Origin of the sequence: Quyinboa ferrireducens (assembly GCF_042436675.1) — a bacterium.
In the GTDB taxonomy this organism is placed as follows: Bacteria; Bacteroidota; Bacteroidia; order Bacteroidales; family UBA5342; genus JBHJHP01.
Map to the genome: position 1 here is coordinate 1 of NZ_JBHMVA010000004.1, position 18,190 is coordinate 18,190.

21 protein-coding genes and 1 rRNA gene are annotated in these 18,190 nt (G+C 36.2%); 13 read left to right on the top strand and 9 right to left on the bottom strand.

Features of this window, described 5'->3' with window-relative positions; genetic code table 11:
• A 5S ribosomal RNA gene (rrf, locus tag ACE01N_RS20685) occupies positions 1–75 on the top strand; the annotation flags it as partial.
• Between the two features lie 776 nt (positions 76–851).
• On the opposite strand, the gene ACE01N_RS07940 is transcribed toward rrf, so the two are convergent.
• Positions 852–1,355 carry a sigma-70 family RNA polymerase sigma factor gene (locus ACE01N_RS07940; protein WP_375718539.1) on the bottom strand — a complete coding sequence of 168 codons (504 nt, stop codon included), beginning with the start codon at positions 1,353–1,355 and terminating at the stop codon, positions 852–854.
• 322 nt (positions 1,356–1,677) lie between these two features.
• Between ACE01N_RS07940 and ACE01N_RS07945 the strand changes: the two genes are divergently transcribed.
• On the top strand, positions 1,678–3,069 hold the full coding sequence (locus ACE01N_RS07945; protein ID WP_380586797.1) for an NfeD family protein: 1,392 nt from the start codon (positions 1,678–1,680) through the stop codon (positions 3,067–3,069).
• 11 nt (positions 3,070–3,080) lie between these two features.
• Here ACE01N_RS07945 and ACE01N_RS07950 read toward each other — a convergent pair whose 3' ends face one another.
• Entirely contained in the window at positions 3,081–3,425 is a 345-nt protein-coding gene (locus ACE01N_RS07950) for a hypothetical protein (protein ID WP_380586800.1), read from the bottom strand.
• A gap of 149 nt (positions 3,426–3,574) precedes the next feature.
• Between ACE01N_RS07950 and ACE01N_RS07955 the strand changes: the two genes are divergently transcribed.
• The 5 genes from ACE01N_RS07955 (at position 3,575) to ACE01N_RS07975 (ending at position 7,556) form a co-directional block, all read left to right on the top strand.
• Complete coding sequence (locus ACE01N_RS07955) at positions 3,575–4,198, top strand: hypothetical protein (protein ID WP_380586804.1); 624 nt, start codon at positions 3,575–3,577, stop codon at positions 4,196–4,198.
• Between the two features lies 1 nt (position 4,199).
• Positions 4,200–5,222: a sensor histidine kinase gene (locus tag ACE01N_RS07960; protein WP_380586807.1), complete on the top strand. Its 1,023-nt coding sequence runs from the start codon at positions 4,200–4,202 to the stop codon at positions 5,220–5,222.
• 20 nt (positions 5,223–5,242) lie between these two features.
• Positions 5,243–5,917 carry a LytR/AlgR family response regulator transcription factor gene (locus ACE01N_RS07965; protein ID WP_380586811.1) on the top strand — a complete coding sequence of 225 codons (675 nt, stop codon included), beginning with the start codon at positions 5,243–5,245 and terminating at the stop codon, positions 5,915–5,917.
• Between the two features lie 122 nt (positions 5,918–6,039).
• Positions 6,040–6,756 (top strand): pyridoxine 5'-phosphate synthase, encoded by a 717-nt coding sequence (locus ACE01N_RS07970; RefSeq protein ID WP_380586814.1) that lies wholly within the window; start codon positions 6,040–6,042, stop codon positions 6,754–6,756.
• 8 nt (positions 6,757–6,764) lie between these two features.
• Positions 6,765–7,556, top strand: coding sequence for an alpha/beta fold hydrolase (locus tag ACE01N_RS07975; RefSeq protein ID WP_380586817.1), 792 nt, complete (start codon positions 6,765–6,767; stop codon positions 7,554–7,556).
• 94 nt (positions 7,557–7,650) lie between these two features.
• Here the strand turns inward: ACE01N_RS07975 and ACE01N_RS07980 are convergent, their stop codons facing one another.
• From ACE01N_RS07980 to ACE01N_RS07990, 3 genes are all read right to left on the bottom strand, one after another.
• Positions 7,651–8,838, bottom strand: coding sequence for an ammonium transporter (locus tag ACE01N_RS07980; protein ID WP_380586820.1), 1,188 nt, complete (start codon positions 8,836–8,838; stop codon positions 7,651–7,653).
• Between the two features lie 86 nt (positions 8,839–8,924).
• Positions 8,925–9,269 carry a P-II family nitrogen regulator gene (locus ACE01N_RS07985; protein WP_375728898.1) on the bottom strand — a complete coding sequence of 115 codons (345 nt, stop codon included), beginning with the start codon at positions 9,267–9,269 and terminating at the stop codon, positions 8,925–8,927.
• A gap of 37 nt (positions 9,270–9,306) precedes the next feature.
• The gene (locus tag ACE01N_RS07990) at positions 9,307–10,065 is read right to left on the bottom strand and encodes a hypothetical protein (protein ID WP_380586825.1); all 759 of its coding nucleotides are present in this window, start codon (positions 10,063–10,065) and stop codon (positions 9,307–9,309) included.
• Between the two features lie 558 nt (positions 10,066–10,623).
• Here ACE01N_RS07990 and ACE01N_RS07995 point away from each other — a divergent pair.
• The 3 genes from ACE01N_RS07995 (at position 10,624) to hflX (ending at position 13,378) form a co-directional block, all read left to right on the top strand.
• A complete protein-coding gene (locus ACE01N_RS07995) occupies positions 10,624–11,286 on the top strand; it encodes an energy transducer TonB (RefSeq protein WP_380586828.1) in 663 nt (220 codons plus the stop codon).
• Between the two features lie 93 nt (positions 11,287–11,379).
• Complete coding sequence (locus tag ACE01N_RS08000) at positions 11,380–12,063, top strand: energy transducer TonB (protein WP_380586831.1); 684 nt, start codon at positions 11,380–11,382, stop codon at positions 12,061–12,063.
• 79 nt (positions 12,064–12,142) lie between these two features.
• Positions 12,143–13,378: a GTPase HflX gene (hflX, locus tag ACE01N_RS08005; protein ID WP_380586834.1), complete on the top strand. Its 1,236-nt coding sequence runs from the start codon at positions 12,143–12,145 to the stop codon at positions 13,376–13,378.
• Here hflX and ACE01N_RS08010 read toward each other — a convergent pair.
• Positions 13,335–13,772, bottom strand: coding sequence for an NUDIX domain-containing protein (locus ACE01N_RS08010; RefSeq protein ID WP_380586837.1), 438 nt, complete (start codon positions 13,770–13,772; stop codon positions 13,335–13,337). The genes hflX and ACE01N_RS08010 overlap by 44 nt on opposite strands.
• Before the next feature lie 83 nt (positions 13,773–13,855).
• On the opposite strand from ACE01N_RS08010, the gene ACE01N_RS08015 reads away from it, so the two are divergent.
• Complete coding sequence (locus ACE01N_RS08015; RefSeq protein ID WP_380586840.1) at positions 13,856–15,019, top strand: 1-acyl-sn-glycerol-3-phosphate acyltransferase; 1,164 nt, start codon at positions 13,856–13,858, stop codon at positions 15,017–15,019.
• Positions 15,020–15,035: 16 nt separating this feature from the next.
• On the opposite strand, the gene obgE is transcribed toward ACE01N_RS08015, so the two are convergent.
• Genes obgE through hpt form a run of 3 tightly spaced genes read right to left on the bottom strand, consistent with a single transcriptional unit; the run spans position 15,036 to position 17,147 of the window.
• Positions 15,036–16,028 carry a GTPase ObgE gene (obgE, locus tag ACE01N_RS08020; protein WP_380586843.1) on the bottom strand — a complete coding sequence of 331 codons (993 nt, stop codon included), beginning with the start codon at positions 16,026–16,028 and terminating at the stop codon, positions 15,036–15,038.
• Positions 16,029–16,034: 6 nt separating this feature from the next.
• The gene (locus ACE01N_RS08025; RefSeq protein ID WP_380586846.1) at positions 16,035–16,604 is read right to left on the bottom strand and encodes an adenylate kinase; all 570 of its coding nucleotides are present in this window, start codon (positions 16,602–16,604) and stop codon (positions 16,035–16,037) included.
• A gap of 3 nt (positions 16,605–16,607) precedes the next feature.
• Positions 16,608–17,147: a hypoxanthine phosphoribosyltransferase gene (hpt, locus tag ACE01N_RS08030; RefSeq protein ID WP_380586849.1), complete on the bottom strand. Its 540-nt coding sequence runs from the start codon at positions 17,145–17,147 to the stop codon at positions 16,608–16,610.
• A 169-nt stretch (positions 17,148–17,316) separates the two neighbouring features.
• Between hpt and ACE01N_RS08035 the strand changes: the two genes are divergently transcribed.
• A complete protein-coding gene (locus ACE01N_RS08035; RefSeq protein ID WP_380586853.1) occupies positions 17,317–17,889 on the top strand; it encodes an RNA polymerase sigma factor in 573 nt (190 codons plus the stop codon).
• Positions 17,889–18,182, top strand: a complete 294-nt coding sequence (locus ACE01N_RS08040) for a hypothetical protein (protein WP_380586856.1) — start codon at positions 17,889–17,891, stop codon at positions 18,180–18,182. Before ACE01N_RS08035 ends, ACE01N_RS08040 begins: the two co-directional genes overlap by 1 nt.
• Positions 18,183–18,190 lie beyond the last annotated feature (8 nt).

Below are 18,190 nucleotides of genomic sequence, written 5' to 3' on the forward strand. Positions count from 1 at the left end.
CATTCCGAACAGAGAAGTTAAGCCCAATAGCGCCGATGATACTGCGTATTGTGGGAAAGTAGGTCGCCGCCATTTTAAAGAAAAGCCTTTCAGAGTAATCTGGGAGGCTTTTTTTATATGTTAAAGTCAGATCTAACGGGGGAACAGAACCCTGTCAAAGTAAATAGAAAACTAATAAATCCACCTCTTCCTATTCCGATGCGTCAGCTGACGGATAAGCCCAATAGCGCCGATGATACTGTCCCGACCCTGTTAGTGTCGGGATGGGAAAGTAGTTCCGATAGCTATCGGAAGCCGCCATTTTATAGAAAAGAGCAATTGAGAAATCAGTTTTTTTGTTGGTATAGGTTGGATATTTAGGATTACTGCAAACACAAACAAAGATTCTGATCAATTTACAGACTTTAAACAGGGGAAATTGGCCTGAAATAGCGACTATTTCAAATCGGAAAGTATTAAGAATAGCATGGTAAGTGGGCTTTTATGAATGAAAAAATTTCATCTGAAAAATTAGGACTTAGCGTAATCAAAAAATCCCTCCTGCAAAAAGTTGCAAGGAGGGATTGGGTTATTCATGAGAAGTAGTTACTGTTTTAAACAGTACTAATATTTAAATTTACAAGCAGCCAGCGATACTTCATTTGCCGTTATATGTTTTGCAACATGTTTAGCAAAAGGAAACAAATGAAAATAGGTGGAATCCTTTTTTACAGTTTTTAAATTAATACTAAATTACTGTTTTTTTAATGTAAGACAGTTGGGTTGAAAAAACTACTTACCTGGATGTGATGTAAATAAAAAAAACCGTACACATTTGCATACGGTTTTTACTGGTTATAGAACAAAAATTATTATCTGTAATCTTTAAGCTGATTCATTAGTCTTTTTCTTGCAAAAAATATTCTGCTTTTAACGGTTCCAATAGGTAACTCCATATCATCTGCGATTTCTTTATATTTGAAACCTGCCACATGCATAGAAAATGGTTTTTTGTATTCCTCAGGGAAACTGTTTAAAACTTTATTGATTTCATTTAATGAATACGCACCATCAGGAGTCTGAAATCCGGAGTCTTGGGGTAAATTTAAATGGTATAAATCTTCCGTCTTGTCAATAAGTGTTTGACTGTTGATGAATTTTCTGTAATTATTAATAAAGATGTTTCTCATAATGGTAAACATCCATCCTTTAAAATTTACATTATCAACGAATTTATCTTTATTGCGGAGTGCTTTAAGTGTCGTTTCCTGTAGAAGATCCTGAGCATCTTCAACATTTGCTGTTAAACTTAAAGCAAATGTGTATAACTTGCTTTGAAGACCTAAAACTTTATCCTGAAATTGAAGTGTTGTCATGTCTTTAGAATTTTTTGGTTTAACAATACGTTATTTTGGTTTTGCTGTAACAAATATAATGCATTATTTAGATAAAGTCCAAATAAAGATATGTGGAAAAATTTCTTTAATGTAGAATATGTCTAAATAGACATAGATGTAAGTATTTGAATAAGTGAAGTATGAAGTTCGTGAAAATATAGTTGTCTAAATAAAAAATTGTCATATTTTTAAAAATTTTTAATTATGTTAAGATATCGGATCAACAAATAATATTGAGAGAGTACAATGCAATTGCTTATATTTGTATTAAACTTAATGCGTTTTATCTAACCATTTAGAAATGAAAAGATTAGTATTTGTTTTATGTTGTGTTTATATCTTTGTACTAGCTGCTTTTGCTCAGACAGATAGCTTAAAGAATACCGTGTATGTTATTGATATTAAGCAGGAAATAAACAGTACATCCTGGATACATGTTGCCGAAGGTTTTAAAGATGCAACTGACTTAAAGGCAAAGGCTGTTTATATTCATATGAATACTTATGGAGGTATGGTGGTATATGCAGATTCAATACGTACTAAAATATTAAACTCTAAAATTCCTGTGTATGTCTTCATTGATAATAATGCTGCTTCCGCAGGTGCATTGATTTCTATTGCATGTGACAGTGTTTATATGCGCCCGGGTGCCAATATTGGTGCCGCAACCGTAGTGAACCAGACAGGCGAAAAAATGCCTGATAAATACCAGAGTTATATGAGGGCAACTATTCGATCTACTGCTGAAGCACATGGAAAGGATACGGTAATTGTCGGTAATGACACAATAATAAAGTGGTTCAGGGATCCAAGGATTGCTGAAGCCATGGTAGATGAATCTATATATATACCTGGTATTATTGATACCGGTAAAGTTTTGACTTTTACTGCTCAGGAAGCGATGGAGCATGGATATTGTGAAGGAATTTTTGAAAATATAAAGCAGGTTATTAAAAGAACCGGCAATGAAGATTCTGAGGTTGTGACATTTAAACCGAGTTTTTACGATGGTCTAAAGGGACTGCTTACAAGTCCTGTGTTACATGGAATACTGGTAATACTTATAATCGGAGGTATTTATTTTGAACTTCAGTCGCCGGGAATTGGATTTCCGCTGGCGGTTGCAGTGCTTGCAGCTATACTTTATTTTGCTCCATTATATATTGATGGACTAGCGGCAAACTGGGAAATCCTGATTTTTATAATCGGCTTAATTCTTGTAGCTCTCGAAATATTTGTTATTCCGGGATTTGGGATTGCCGGTATTTCGGGAATATTACTTATTATAGTAGGATTGACCTTGAGTATGGTAGCAAACAGAAATTTCAACTTCGAAGGAGTGGATATTTCAGGACTGGTTCGTGCCTTACTTATTGTTGTGATGGGAATGTTTATAGGTTTGATTGGTTCTGTTTGGTTGACTAAGAAATTCTGGGGTAGAGGAAGGCTGGCTAAACTGGCATTACATAGTTCTGAAAACGCTGACCTCGGTTACGTTAGTTTTGATCCTGAATTAAAAAAACTGGTGGGAAAAACAGGTGTGGCGACAACAGTACTAAGACCTTCAGGCAGAGTAATTATTAATGATGAATATTACGATGCAAAATCTGAAGATGGATTTATTGAAAAAGGTTCAGCAGTAAGAGTAATTGCCCAGGAAAGTGGCCAGGTATACGTTGTAAAGGCTGATTGATTAAATCCGGTTCAGGTAAAAGGCTTTATATAGGCTAAAACTAATGTGCCCAGGAGAAGTAAGACTCCTGGAATCCATAAAGCAGCGTTAAATGTTATCATAATCCCTACGAGAGAAAGTACATATCCTAAAAAGAACATGATAAAATATGGCGCTGGATTTTTAAAAATACTTTTTGTTCGTAGTTTTATTATAAATCCATTAATTATTAATATAATACCTGTTGTTAGCTTTGCGATTGTATGAAAGGAATGTGCTCCGTTATTCAGCTCAATGAAACCTGTTATTAAGTAAGCAAAAGCTGTAATTGCAATAACGATAATCCAGGTATCTCTCACGTATTTGTTAGAATCCATCAGACTTTTTTGCAATAATAACCTTTTATTTGATAATGAGGTTGTCTTTTTGTCTGTTGGTTAACATTTGTCGATACATGCAAGGTGTTTGTCGAAAAAAATGGTCCTGCAAAGATTCAATTCATACATTTGGATATAAATCAGAAATTATGAAAACAAAAAGAATTAAGTTTAGTATTATTATCGCCATTTTAATATTGGTGTTAGTACCTGGTTGCGTTGTAATCTCTTTTTATCCCTTGTATGAAAAAGATGATCTTTTCGCAAACGATATCATGCTGGGTAAGTGGTTGGATAAGGATTCAACACTCTGGACTTTTAATTTCCCGCATAAGAAACAGGATGGAAAAACGGTCGATGACAGTTTGGGTTATATTTTACATCTTACCTCGGAGGATGGAACAACTGAAAAATCAAGCCTTCTGGTTCATCTGATAAAATTGGGAGATAACTATTTTCTTGATTTTTATATAGATGATTATGACCCTACAAATAAGGATCGCGGTGACTTTGTATTGTTTGATATGCACCTTATGTCGGTTCATACTTTTGCGAAATTAACAGCATGGAATGATAGTTTATATATTGAATGGTTTGATCCGGATTGGCTTGACAAGCAGATTAGTGAAAATAAGGTACGAATAAGGCATGAAAAAAATGAAGAGAATACGCTGTTAACTGCAAGGCCGCATGAACTGAAGGAATTTGTGAAAAAATATGGGCATATTCAGGATGCATATGGTATGGATGTAAAACTTTTTAAACTGGATTAATTTGAAATTTGATAAAGTTTTTTCGTATTGTTTAAGATTCAGAGTGTTGCAACATGTCCTTTTTTGGATGTTGTCTGTTACTGTTTTAACGTTTCTTTTAAAAGTATCTGCAACACCGGATAAAATAGATATCATATTTGCCATTATCTTTCATATTCCCATTTGGATTGGAGTTTATGTGAATCTTTATATTTTAATTTCAAAGATTTTAAAACAAAACAAATATACTGGCTATTTTGCGTCTGTTTTAGCTCTTATTTCTTTGCTGTCATGGTTTTATGAATTTTTATTTGGTTCATTGATAGATGTAATTTTGCCCGGATATTTCTTTATATCATATTTTGAATTTTGGGATTACTTTCTATTTCTCTCGGCGTATATAATCCTCACAACACTTATAAAGCTTGCTAAAGGATGGTTCAGATTAGCAGAAATAGAAAATGAAAAAAAGGATATGGAACTGCAGCTTATCAGGTCACAGCTTAATCCACATTTTTTATTTAATACACTGAATACTTTATACGGTGAAGCACTGAATAAGGAGAAAACTCTGCCTGATTCAATTTTGAATCTTTCGGATATGTTAAGATACAGCTTGTATGAGTCAAATAAGACAATGGTCAATGCAGCTAACGAGATTGATTTTATTCGTTCCTATTTTACACTCCAGCAAAAACGGTTTGGTCGTGAAGGACAAAATATTGAACTAAAAGTTCATGGTAAATTCTCAGACGTTGGTATTCCACCATTGATATTTTTACCTCTGGTTGAGAACTGCTTTAAACATGCGGCAGAAAATGAAAAAGGCGGGTTTTGTATTAAAATAAAGATCGTCCGGCAAAAAAAGTCTATTGTTTTCACGTCTGAGAATACATATAAAACGCAAAGCAAGTCAGAGGGTGGTTTGGGATTAACGAACACGCTAAGACGACTGGATTTATTATACAGTAAAAATAATTATACCTTTGAAGAGAATAAGGATGATTCTGTTTATGTTGTGAAATTAACACTTGGCACGCAATGACCATACCTGAAATAAAGTGTATGATAATTGAGGATGAACCTATGGCAAGGAAAATCCTTTCGAAGTATATCAGGCAGCTAAAGGGTTTTGTAATTGTCTGTGAAGCCCAGACTGCGGAAATGGGAAAGGAGTATTTAAATAGTAATACCATTGATCTGTTGTTTTTAGATATAAACCTCCCTGGTACAGATGGAGTCAGTTTTTACAGGTCCTTGGTTAATCCACCAAAGGTAATATTAACAACTGCTTACCAGGAGTTTGCAGTTGAAGGTTTTGAAATTAGTGCTGTTGATTTTCTGTTAAAACCATTTTCTTATGATCGCTTTATAAAGGCGGTAAATAAATTCCTAATACAGGAAAAACAGGTTGGTATTCATGAAAATACGGATGTTGTTTTTTTGAAATCAAATAAACGGGTTTATAGAATAAAGTACGATTCAATTCAGTTTATTGAAGGACTGGGCGATTATGTATGTGTTCAAACTGATAGCAGGAAAATTATTATACACGAAAAAATGAAAGACTTGGAGGAACGCTTGCGTGATTTTGGCTTTGATCGGATTCACAAATCATTTATTGTTAATAATTTACATGTTGAATATGTAGAGGGGAATCAAATGAATGTGAATGGTAAACTTTTGCCAATTGGAAAAGTATACAGACAAAATATTCTATCCCTTAATGATGAACACTAAGCATTTTAGTGGTTTAACCTGAACTGGTTAAAACTTATTTACCCGGAAGTTGTTTCTAATGAGTATGTAAGACTTGCACGGATCAGAAAATGATTTGTATTTTTGCAGTCTAAATATATTCGATGACAAAATTAAGTGTAAATATCAATAAAATTGCCACGCTTAGAAACGCCAGGGGTGGGAATGTTCCTGATGTTGTTCAGGTAGCCAGGGATTGTCAACGCTTTGGTGCGCATGGTATAACTATACATCCGAGGCCTGACGAGAGGCATATCAAAAGAATAGATGTTGTTAATCTTCGTCCCGTTGTTACGACAGAATTTAATATTGAAGGTTATCCCTCACAGGAATTTATTGATCTCGTTAAAAAGGTTCGTCCTGAACAGGTAACCCTGGTTCCTGATCCTCCTGATGCAATCACATCAAACAGTGGCTGGGATACCTTTGAAAATTTTGGTTTTCTGACTGAAGTAATTGAAGAATTTCGAACAGCAGGTATCCGGACATCTATATTTATTGATACTGATGTAGACAATATAAAAAATGCAGCAGAAACGGGAACGGATAGAATAGAGTTGTATACAGAGCCTTATGCTTCAACATATATTAAAGATAAATACGAAGCCGTGTTGCCTTTTGTTGAAGCGGCAAAGATGGCCAGAAAAGTTGGATTGGGAATTAATGCCGGGCACGATCTGAGCCTTGAAAATCTGAGTTTTTTGCTGGAGAAAATACCATATATAGAAGAAGTTTCAATTGGGCATGCATTGATTTGTGAAGCCCTTTACTATGGGTTGGAACACACTATAACCCAATATTTAGAAATTCTCAAAAAATAATTTTTGCTTTGAAGTTATTTTACAGAACAAAAGGTGCCGGTTCTCCTTTCGTTATTTTGCATGGTTTATATGGCATGTCCGATAACTGGATGTCCATTGTGCGAAAGATGGAAGGGGAATACAAATTTATATTGCCTGATTTGCGCAATCACGGAAGAAGTGAGTTTAGCGATGATCATACGTATGAGGCAATGGTTGGCGATCTTCTTGACTTGCTGGATGAACTTAAACTTGAAAAAGTAGTTTTGCTGGGGCATTCAATGGGAGGGAAGGTGGCCATGCGGTTTGCCCTCAAATATCCTGAAAGGATCAGTAAATTAATTGTTGTTGATATTGCTCCGAAAAATTATTCCAACTCCACTAATTTTGGAACGGAAACGGCCAATCATGCCAATATTATCAAAATATTGATGAGTCATAGTCTTACAGATATTTCTAACAGAGACGATATTGATGCCCTATTTGCCAAAGATTTGCCTGATCCGGTTTTAAGGTCGTTTCTGCTGAAGAATATCGAACGTAATAAAGATGGAAGTTTTACATGGCAGATTAACCTGCCGGTTTTACATAAATCCTTAACCGGAATTCTGGATGGATTTACAGATGTTGAAGGTGAGAGTTTTGCAGATGTTTTATTTGTACGTGGAGATTTATCACCTTATATTCATCCCGATGATCTGTTTTACATCAAAAAATATTTTCCAAATGCTGAACTGGTGACCATAAAAAATGCCGGACACTGGGTTCATGTACAGCAACCTTCAATTCTGATTAATACAATTCGGTTTTTCTTATCCTGAGAACTGTATAAAAATAAAGGAAGCTTCGGTGGCCCGAAACTTCCTTCTTGGGAGAACAAAACTACATGGCAAAAACCACGTTGGGAAATTCGTTCTAGTTATATACGCTTTGACCGTGCTCGTGTATGTCGAGACCTTCACGTTCTTCATTAGATGGTACGCGAAGTCCCATAGTTTTCTTAAGAATTCCAAACAGGATGAAAGCAGTAACAATTGTCCATGCACCCACAGCTACAACACCAATTGCCTGTACACCTAACTGATGTAATCCACCACCGTAAAGTAAACCACCGTCTGTTGCGAATACACCTACAAGTAAGGTGCCTAAAGCACCAGAGGCTCCGTGAACGGAAATAGCTCCAACTGGGTCGTCAACTTTAAGTTTTTTATCGAATAATTCTACAAAGAACACTACACCAATACCTGTTATTATACCTATAGCAACAGCTCCTTCAGGTGATACGGCGGCACAACCTGCGGTGATACCAACCAGGCCGGCCAGAGCACCGTTGAGTGTCATTGAAACATCAGGTTTACCAAACTGAATCCAGGTAGTAACCATTGCAGCTAATGCACCTGCAGCAGCAGCAAGGTTAGTAGTGATTACGATCATAGCAACAGCATTTGCGTTATCGCCGCTGATTGCCAGCTGAGAACCAGGGTTAAATCCAAACCATCCTAACCAGAGGATGAATACACCCAAACCACCTAAGATTAGGTTGTGACCAGGAATAGCGTTAACTTTTCCGTTTTCATATTTACCTAAGCGAGGACCTACAAGGATTGCACCTACAAGACCAGCCCATCCACCTACAGAGTGTACTGCTGTTGATCCGGCAAAGTCAATAAATCCAAGCTGGCTTAACCATCCACCACCCCAAATCCAGTGACCTGAAATAGGATAGATGATAACAGTTATTATTGCACTTATAACTAAATAAGTTGTGAATTTTGTACGTTCAGCTACAGCTCCTGATACAATTGTTGCTGCTGTTGCTGCAAATACAGTCTGGAAAAACAAACTGTGCATATCTTCAGGATTGTTATAAAAGAAACTCAGTTTGCCGGCAAACCAACCTTCTCCGCCGTACATAATACTGTAACCTACAATCCAAAAAAGTAATGAACCAAAAACGTAGTCCATAAAGTTCTTCATCAAAATGTTACCGGCGTTCTTAGCACGTGTAAAACCAGTTTCAACCAGTGCGAATCCTGCCTGCATAAACATTACAAGTATTCCGGTTATTAGAACCCACATTAAATCTAAAGCATATGTATCCATGATAATAATTTTTATACCTTTACGTGTTTTTAATCTTGTTCAAAAAGGGTTGGACTGTTTGCGGCAGCCACCCCTTTTAAAATTTATTATTTCTCGTATAATGTTTCAGGACCACGTTCTCCGGTTCTGATTCTTACAGTATCTTCTACATCTGAAACAAAAATCCTTCCATCGCCTACTTCGCCTGAACGAGCTGCATTTGTAATTGCATTTAGTGTTTTGTCAAGATTGATGTCCCTAACGATGATTGAAATGTACCTGCGCTCAATAATACTGGTATCATATTTAGTCCCTCTGTAAAGATGACCTTCCTTTGCAATACCAACACCTCTCGCGTCCCAGTAAGAGAAGAATGTGATGTCTTCGGCTTCAAGTGCCTGTTTTACTTCTTCGAATTTTGTTAATCGAATGATTGCTTCAATCTTTTTCATGATAATAATGTTTTGTCGTTAAATTCCTCTTTATTTATTATAGGGAGATTCCAACTGTGATAAAGAAACCACCGGTAGCAGGGTTTAATATTACTGCTCCTGATATGGGTAGTGAAAAACTATCTGTAATTTTAACTTCCTTTGATGTGCCTACGGAAATATTACAGATGTTAAATTTCCCATCTTCATCTTCTTCTGTTCTGGTATATTGACCGTTACCTGCACCTAATGCAATGTCAAATGTTTCAAACGAATAACCTGCTTCAAAATACAGGTCCATAGTTTCACCAAATCCAGATGCAACAACAGCTGGAGATGCTTCCACTGCTGGAGTTATTACACCTGTTTCAAGATTGACCATTGCTGGTGCCTCAGCAACAGCATCTGCTGCATCAACTTTGGCTAATAGCATCGCAGCAGCAGTGAAGGAAAAGTCGCCTAGTGCTAATCCTAAACTTGGTTCTAATGAATGTGTTGCTGTATAATCAGTCCAGCTTCCACCAAAATAATAATCGGTTAATGCAATTGATACCGGTCCAAATGAATAACTTGCATACAAGTCCATTTCCAACGCTTCGTCTGTACTTGCGCTTACAGATCCCCATGCTCCCAGTGCAAAATCACCGGCGCTGAATTCAACATATGGTTGAAAAGCAGGTCCCGATCCGAATTTAGCGCCACGCCATATGTAACTTGAATAAATATCAAGTCCGGTGGAAAACTCCTGTGCTGTAAGGCCAGGCAATACAATAAGACTTAAAACCAATACACTCAAGATTCTTTTTACCTTTTTCATGATGTTAAAAATTAGTGTTATACAATCGTTTTGTTTGTTCTCTTAATTATGATTTCCAAATTTTATTCTCAATTCATTAAAATGACTAATTGTTAATCACGATGCAAATATAATGTCAAAAAGATATATTATCCAAATATTATTTGAGAAAAATGTAAAAAACATAAAAAAAATAGATATAACCCTATAGAATTAGGTGTTGTAAGTTAAAAAATGCGAAATATATATATTATAGGTATCAAAAAACAGGGGGTTGTATTCAATTTATTTGTTTTTCAATGTCTAAAATATTGCTTTACAACATAAAAAATGGTGTTTGATGAAGTTTTTATGATGTTTTTGTGTGTCAAAAAGAAGTTTTATTGTATCAATATATTTCAAAATGATATTTGTGTATTAAAAATACAGGACAATATTTTGTTGGTGTATAACGTTTTTATAATACATTAAATAATTACCGGTATATTTTATGGAGTTTGAATAAAAAATTACTCTTAATATAAAAAAGGATATATGGATTGATTTTACGCTTTTACTAACCGATTAATCTTTTAAGTTATGAAACGTATTAAAGATCAACGTTCTTCAGTGAACCTGTTAATAGGAGTAGTAATTTCCCTGGGATTTATTTTTATCTCATTTGAATGGTCCTCTTCTGAAATCCATGTCAGAATTATTGATGATCAGCCGGCACAAGTATTTGTTCCTGAACAACAAATACCGGTTTACAGAGAAAAGGATAAAAAGGTTGATCTACCAATACCGAATGCTTCTTATGAAAAACTGAAATTGGTACAGGATATTTTTCTAGTCATAGATGAGCCTATTGATTTTAGTGAAGCTCCTGCAAAAGAAGTTATGAACACTCCATCCGTAAATATTCCTAAAGAGGTGGAATATGTTGATGAAATTTTGCCTTCTGTGGAAATCATGCCAAAATTTCCCGGAGGAGAGAATGCCTTGTATGAATTTCTTAAAAAGAACCTAATATATCCTGAAATAGCTAAAGAAATTGGTATCTCGGGCAGGGTATATGTGCAATTTGTCATAGAAAAAGACGGTTCTGTAAGCCATGCTACAATAGCAAGAGGAAAAGATCGTTCTTTAGATGAAGAAGCATTGCGGATTGTAAATATGATGCCAAAATGGAAACCTGGTATTCAGAATGGACAAAAGGTAAGAGTACGAATGATATTACCAGTAAAATTTGTGCTACGGTAAAATAAATTTTTTAAGATTTAGAAAATATATATATTTACCGGGCAATAAAAACAAATTGATTTTGTAATTTTGTGATATAATAAATAAGTTAAGATGGATATTAAGAAATCACCGAAAGCAAATCTTGAAAAATCAAAGATGATGTTTATCCAACTAGGATTGGTCATTGTTCTTGGTTTTATGTTTATCGCTTTTGAATGGTCACAGAGTGATGTAAGTGACGTAGATCAGTTTCAGATGCAGGAAGAAGTTCTGGAAGAAGAGGCTATTCCCGTTACCAGACAAGAGCAGGTTCAGCCACCACCACCACCACCACCACCAAAAATTTCAGAAGTTTTGAACATTGTGGATAATGATGTGGAACTGGAAGAAGAGCTCATTATTGAAGATACTGAGATTGATGAAGATACAGAAGTAGATTTTGTTGATATTAATACTGAAGATGAAGAAATTGACGAAAACGTTGTTTTCCAGATTGTTGAAAAAATGCCATCATTCCCAGGCGGTGAAGCTGCAATGATGAAATTCCTTAGTGACAATATTAAATATCCTACCATTGCTCAAGAAAATGGTATCCAAGGGCGTGTTTACGTTAATTTCGTCGTGAGTAAAACTGGTGAAATTTCAAACATTAAGGTGGTTCGTGGTGTAGACCCTGCACTTGACCAGGAAGCTATCAGGGTGGTTAAATCAATGCCTAAATGGGAACCGGGCGAACAGAGGGGGAAACCGGTAAACGTTTCATTTATGCTTCCTATAAATTTTGTATTGAACTAATATTGTTCTTAATAATATTGAGAACCCGGCTTATTGCCGGGTTTTTTTGTAAACACATTTTTTAGTTTTAAAGGCAAATATGATTGAATCCAGAATAGAAAGAGAAGAGGAGAAAGTAATACTTGTTGGTGTTATTAATCAGGATCAGACAGAAGAACAGGCAAATGAGTATTTGGGTGAACTCGCGTTTCTTGCTGAGACAGCAGGAGCAATTCCTGTAAGAAAATTTTTGCAAAAGCTTGAAAAACCCAATCCCAAAACCTTTGTGGGGCAAGGTAAATTACAGGAAATACTTGATTATTGTAAAACCGGTGATGTGGACCTGGTGATCTTTGATGATGAGTTGACTCCAACTCAACTCAGGAATATTGAACGATTTCTGGAGGTAAGAGTTTTGGATCGCACTAACCTTATACTGGATATTTTTGCAAAACGTGCGCAAACTGCACATGCCAAAACACAGGTTGAATTGGCACAATATAAATATCTGCTTCCCCGGTTGACCCGAATGTGGACACACCTTGAACGGCAACGGGGAGGAATAGGAATGCGTGGTCCTGGTGAAACTCAGATAGAAACAGACAGAAGGATTATTCTTGATAAAATAGCCCGATTAAAGGAACAGTTAAAAAAAATCGACAAGCAAAAAACCACACAACGAAAAAACAGGGGAAAGCTGGTTCGAGTTGCTCTGGTTGGCTATACCAATGTTGGAAAATCTACAATGATGAACCTCCTAAGTAAATCGGAGGTGTTTGCAGAAAATAAGCTTTTTGCAACCCTGGATACAACGGTCAGAAAGGTTGTGGTGGACAATCTTCCCTTTTTGCTTTCTGACACGGTTGGGTTCATCCGAAAGTTACCTCACGATCTGGTAGAATCATTCAAGTCTACCCTTGATGAAGTCCGTGAAGCTGATTATCTGATCCATGTGGTTGATATCTCTCACCCTTCTTTTGAAGAACAGATTGAGGTGGTTAACAATACCTTACTTGAAATTACTGAAGTTCCGAAACCAACTCTGGTGGTTTTTAATAAAATTGATGCCTATACATATATTAAGAAGGATGATGATGATTTGACTCCTAAAACCAAGCTAAACTATTCACTGGACGAATTGAAACGGTCGTGGATGGCAAGCCATAACGCACCCTGTATTTTTATTTCAGCAAAGGAAAAGCAGAATATTGATGCACTAAAAGCGGTGATTTATGAAAAGGTGAAGAATATTCATATTACCAGATTTCCATACAATGATTTTTTGTATGAGATTACTGATGAAGATGATTACGGAACATCAGAAAATCATCAATAATAGTTTTATGATCAAATGCAAGATCCGGTAATGTATTCATAGTGTACCAATCAGCATCACCGGCATCATCAGCAGCAACTGCATCTAATTTTTCATCAAGAATCATATAAAAGATTATCGAAATAGTTCTGCCGCGCGGATCGCGATTCACTGTGCCATAAGCTTTAAACTGATTTAATTCCTTTAAAATGATCCCGGTTTCTTCCTGAAGTTCGCGTTTTGCTGCATCTTTAAGATCCTCATCCATTTCTACAAATCCTCCAGGTAGCGCCCATCTGCTTTTGTATGGTTCATTTTTGCGCTGAATAAGTAATATGCTTTCAGGCTCAGATTTTGATATGAGGATAATGTCTACGGTGACCATTGGACGGGGATATTCGTAAGTGTAAGGCATATTATAAATATACTTAAAAAGAATCCAAAATTAGAAATAATTAATTTTAAAGTCTAATTTTGCACTAAACTACATTATTCAGCATGTTTGATCACTCAGATTTTGATGCCATCAGACCATACAGGGACGATGAAGTACAACACATTTTTCATGAACTTTCGAACGAACCTGATTTTTTAAGGTTGATTGGATTTTTATACCCGGAACTATCGGTAAAAGGTTTTTTGAAATTACTATTCAGTTTAAATTCTATTGCAGAATTTCAGGAACAGGTTATCGCACCTTATGTTCAAAATATAGCCAGGCTTACTGCTGATTCATTGACAATAGACGGTCTGGAGAAACTTGATAAGAGTAAAACGTATTTTTATATTTCCAATCACCGGGACATAATTCTTGATCCGGCTTTTTTGAATATATTGCTTATTTCCAACAGTTTTGATACCACAGAAATTGCAATTGGTGATAATTTACTTATTTATCCCTGGATCAGGCATTTGGTTCGTTTGAATAAAAGTTTTATCGTAAACCGGAATGTATCGGTACGCCAAATGTTTGAGGTTTCGCAGCGATTATCAGATTACATTAAACATACAATGAACGATAACGGGCATTCTATCTGGATGGCCCAAAGGGAAGGGCGTTCAAAAGATGCAAATGACAGAACCCATTTGGCCGTTCTTAAAATGCTGAATATGAGTGGGGACAGTAATTTTATAGATAATATGAAAGAACTGAATTTTCTTCCTGTATCTATTTCGTACGAATATGATCCCTGTGATTTTCTTAAGGCCAGAGAGTTTCTGTTAAAGCGAGATAACCCGGAATATAAAAAGACGCAGGAGGATGATCTTGAGAGTATGTTTACCGGTCTTAAAGGTTACAAGGGGAGGGTTCATTTTCATATTTGTGAACCAATTACCGATGAACTGGCAGATCTGAGAGATGTTGGTGACCGAAATCAACAGGTTGCAGGCTTGGCACAATTAATAGATAAACACATTCATTTAAATTACCGGTTCTATCCAGGAAACTTTATAGCTTACGATATGCTGACAGGAAGCGATAAGTTTAAAGATAAATATACTGAAGCGGATAAGAATAAATTTCATAATTATCTGGAAAATCAAGTCAGTAAGGTGCCCGAAAAGAATAAGGAATACGATTTTCTTTTGAATTCATTGATTGAGATGTATTCCAATCCTCTAATTAATCATTACGAGGCAAAAGGTGAACCGATAGTATAGTATAGTATAGTATAGTTTAGTTTTTGTTCAGTTCCTTCCAGATTAGGTCCTTAAGCTTTAAGATATTAAAATTGCTTGCTGAGGAAATGAAAATGTAAGGTATGTCAGGCAGATCATTTTCAATTTCATGCATCAATTCTTCATCCAGTAAATCGCTTTTAGAGATTGCAAGAATTCTGTCTTTGTCCAGTAATTCAGGATTATATTGCTTTAGTTCATTTAAAAGGATCTGATATTCCTTGTGAATGTCATCACTGTCTGCCGGAACCAAAAAAAGTAATATAGAATTTCGCTCAATATGCCTTAGAAATCTTAATCCAAGTCCTTTCCCCTGGTGAGCTCCCTCAATAATACCCGGAATATCAGCCATCACAAATGATTGGTTTTCCCTGTATGAGACAATACCAAGATTCGGAACTAACGTTGTAAACGGGTAATCTGCAATTTCCGGCTTAGCGGCAGAAACAACGGAAAGCAAAGTCGATTTACCGGCACTTGGGAAGCCTACCAGACCAACATCTGCAAGAATTTTAAGTTCCAGAATAACAGCTCGTTCAACACGAGGCTCGCCGGGTTGTGCATATCTTGGCGTTTGATTTGTTGCGCTTTTAAAATGCCAGTTTCCCAATCCGCCACGTCCACCTTCCACCAGGATTTTTTCTTCACCATCTTCGGTAATTTCAAAAATGACTTCTCCCGTTTCGTCATCTTTGGCAACTGTGCCTAACGGTACTTCAATAATCTGATCTTTACCACTGGCACCCGTACTGCGGCTTTGACTACCACTTTCACCGTCGTCGGCAAAAATATGGCGTTGATATTTAAGGTGCAGTAAGGTCCACAGTTGTTTATTTCCTTTGAGGATGACATGACCTCCGCGACCACCATCGCCTCCATCCGGACCTCCTTTCGGAACAAATTTCTCTCGTCTAAGATGCGCCGAACCGCCACCACCTTTTCCTGAGCGACAGAATATTTTTACGTAATCAACAAAATTTGTTCCTGACATTGTAAGTTATGCGTTTTTAATAATAGCTGCTATTCGCGAGAAAATATCTTCAACAGAACCAACACCGTGCACCGGATTGTGCGTTCCTTCATTGATATAAAAATCAATAACAGGTGCAGTCTGTTCGTGATAAACGTTTATTCTTTTTTCAATGGTTTCAAGGTTGTCATCAGATCTTCCGGAAGCCTTACCACGCTTAAGTAAGCGGTCAATCAGCTCTTGCTTATTTACCTCCAGACTTATCATAGCTGAGACATCCGTATTTCGCTCATTCAGCATTTTTTTTAAAGCAACAGCCTGGGCCGTTGTTCTTGGAAAACCATCAAATATGACTCCTTTTGCGTTCTTTAATTCATCAAGCTTAGATGCCAGCATTCCAATGATAACATCATCAGGAACCAATTGTCCATCATCAATGTATTGTTTGGCAAGTTTTCCAAGCTCACTTTTGTTGGCAATTTCTGTCCGTAATACATCTCCTGTGGAAATGTGTGCTAATCCAAATTCATCAATAATTTTATCACTCTGTGTCCCTTTCCCTGAACCCGGAGGGCCAAAAATTATAATATTCTTCATTCCTCAGTCACTTATATTTTTATAAATATCTCTCAGGTTTCTACCGTGTCCGTTATAATCCAACCCATAACCAACAATAAAGTCATTCGGAATACTTAAGCCTACATAATCAAGCGGAATATCTTTTTTATAGGCTTCGGGTTTTAAAAGAAGAGTGGCAATCTTAACTTCAGCTACACCTAACTCATTCAGTTTTTCAACGATCAACCCCATGGTGTTGCCGGAATCCACAATGTCTTCTACAATTACTATTGTACGTCCCTTAAGTGTTTCATTAAAGCCAATAAGTTCTTTTACTATTCCTGAAGACTTTGTTCCTTGATATGAAGCCATTTTTACAAAACTTACTTCACATGGAAGTGAAATTTCTTTTAGTAAATCGGCTGCAAACATGAACGATCCATTGAGAATGCAAACAAAAATCGGCGTTTTACCTTTTAGGTCTTCATTGATCTTCATGGCCAGCCTCCGTATTGAAGCTCTTATTTCTTCGTGAAGGATCGAAATTTCGAATGTTTTGTTGTGAATTTGTATTTGTTGCATGTTCTTATAGCGTATGTGTTCTAAGCCGACAAATTTAAACTAAAAAGTTTGTTACCCAAAGCAAAATTTAGGAACATCGTCTGAAGAACTCATGCTAAAATGCTACTCTAAGGTAAAGTTTTTCTGTTCAATGGAATAAAATGATATATTTGGTTGTCTTAAATAAGAAATGGAATCAGTTTTGCAAAGCAATATTTCTGATATAGATTTACTCCAAAGGGTAAAAAACGGCGATCAGTATGCGTATACATTGATCGTTGAACGCTATAGAAGACAGGTTGCGAAAACAGTCTTTGGTATGCTGGGGGATACAGCCGAGGTCGATGACGTAGGACAGGATGTATTTATAAGGTTCTATCATTCCATTGATGGATTCCGGGGTGAGAGTAGTCTGGGAACTTATTTGACACGAATTGCTATTAATTTGTCTTTGAATGAGTTAAAAAAAAGAAAACGAAAGGCTTTTTTCTTTTTTCAGAAAAGTGATGGTTCACACATGGAAATTGATGTGGAAGATGAAACCAGAATGGATGAGGAACATGATAACAACGAACTCGTTGAGAAAGCACTTTCGGAACTTGAGCCCAAATTCAGATCTGTGGTGGTTTTGAGGTTAATACAAGGCTATTCAACCAAAGAAACTGCTGAAATGTTAGATTTACCTCAGGGTACTGTGCTAAGCCGTTTGGCCAGGGCACAGGATAAATTAAAAGAAGTTATAAAAGACTTAATGATAGTGTGATGAAAAAGAACAGTGAAAATTTAGATGTCCTTTTTAAAAATTACGATCGTGATTTTAAGCCGTTTTTTGAAACCAGGCTGAAAGCCAGATTTGAAAAGGACAACAAAGAAGCGCGCTATGAAATGGTTTACAACCGTTTTTTTAAACGTACTGTGTATTCCGGTTTTATTGCGATTGCAGCCATTCTGCTTGCCTTGTTTGTAATGAATGGAAGTCTGGGCGTGGATTCATTAATTGGAGTTAAAGATCTTTCAGTTGAGAACTCTCTTGTATTGTCTTTAGCTGATTTATAAAATATTGA

Excerpts from the sequence above, each read along its gene's own strand:
- ACE01N_RS07940 (WP_375718539.1), bottom strand. The coding sequence starts at position 1,355 with ATGACAACACTTCAATTTCAGGATAAAGTTTTAGGTCTTCAAAGCAAG.
- ACE01N_RS07945 (WP_380586797.1), top strand. The coding sequence starts at position 1,678 with ATGAAAAGATTAGTATTTGTTTTATGTTGTGTTTATATCTTTGTACTA.
- ACE01N_RS07950 (WP_380586800.1), bottom strand. The coding sequence starts at position 3,425 with ATGGATTCTAACAAATACGTGAGAGATACCTGGATTATCGTTATTGCA.
- ACE01N_RS07955 (WP_380586804.1), top strand. The coding sequence starts at position 3,575 with ATGAAAACAAAAAGAATTAAGTTTAGTATTATTATCGCCATTTTAATA.
- ACE01N_RS07965 (WP_380586811.1), top strand. The coding sequence starts at position 5,243 with ATGATAATTGAGGATGAACCTATGGCAAGGAAAATCCTTTCGAAGTAT.
- ACE01N_RS07970 (WP_380586814.1), top strand. The coding sequence starts at position 6,040 with ATGACAAAATTAAGTGTAAATATCAATAAAATTGCCACGCTTAGAAAC.
- ACE01N_RS07980 (WP_380586820.1), bottom strand. The coding sequence starts at position 8,838 with ATGGATACATATGCTTTAGATTTAATGTGGGTTCTAATAACCGGAATA.
- ACE01N_RS07985 (WP_375728898.1), bottom strand. The coding sequence starts at position 9,269 with ATGAAAAAGATTGAAGCAATCATTCGATTAACAAAATTCGAAGAAGTA.
- ACE01N_RS07990 (WP_380586825.1), bottom strand. The coding sequence starts at position 10,065 with ATGAAAAAGGTAAAAAGAATCTTGAGTGTATTGGTTTTAAGTCTTATT.
- ACE01N_RS07995 (WP_380586828.1), top strand. The coding sequence starts at position 10,624 with ATGAAACGTATTAAAGATCAACGTTCTTCAGTGAACCTGTTAATAGGA.
- ACE01N_RS08000 (WP_380586831.1), top strand. The coding sequence starts at position 11,380 with ATGGATATTAAGAAATCACCGAAAGCAAATCTTGAAAAATCAAAGATG.
- hflX (WP_380586834.1), top strand. The coding sequence starts at position 12,143 with ATGATTGAATCCAGAATAGAAAGAGAAGAGGAGAAAGTAATACTTGTT.
- ACE01N_RS08010 (WP_380586837.1), bottom strand. The coding sequence starts at position 13,772 with ATGCCTTACACTTACGAATATCCCCGTCCAATGGTCACCGTAGACATT.
- ACE01N_RS08015 (WP_380586840.1), top strand. The coding sequence starts at position 13,856 with ATGTTTGATCACTCAGATTTTGATGCCATCAGACCATACAGGGACGAT.
- obgE (WP_380586843.1), bottom strand. The coding sequence starts at position 16,028 with ATGTCAGGAACAAATTTTGTTGATTACGTAAAAATATTCTGTCGCTCA.
- ACE01N_RS08025 (WP_380586846.1), bottom strand. The coding sequence starts at position 16,604 with ATGAAGAATATTATAATTTTTGGCCCTCCGGGTTCAGGGAAAGGGACA.
- hpt (WP_380586849.1), bottom strand. The coding sequence starts at position 17,147 with ATGCAACAAATACAAATTCACAACAAAACATTCGAAATTTCGATCCTT.
- ACE01N_RS08035 (WP_380586853.1), top strand. The coding sequence starts at position 17,317 with ATGGAATCAGTTTTGCAAAGCAATATTTCTGATATAGATTTACTCCAA.
- ACE01N_RS08040 (WP_380586856.1), top strand. The coding sequence starts at position 17,889 with ATGAAAAAGAACAGTGAAAATTTAGATGTCCTTTTTAAAAATTACGAT.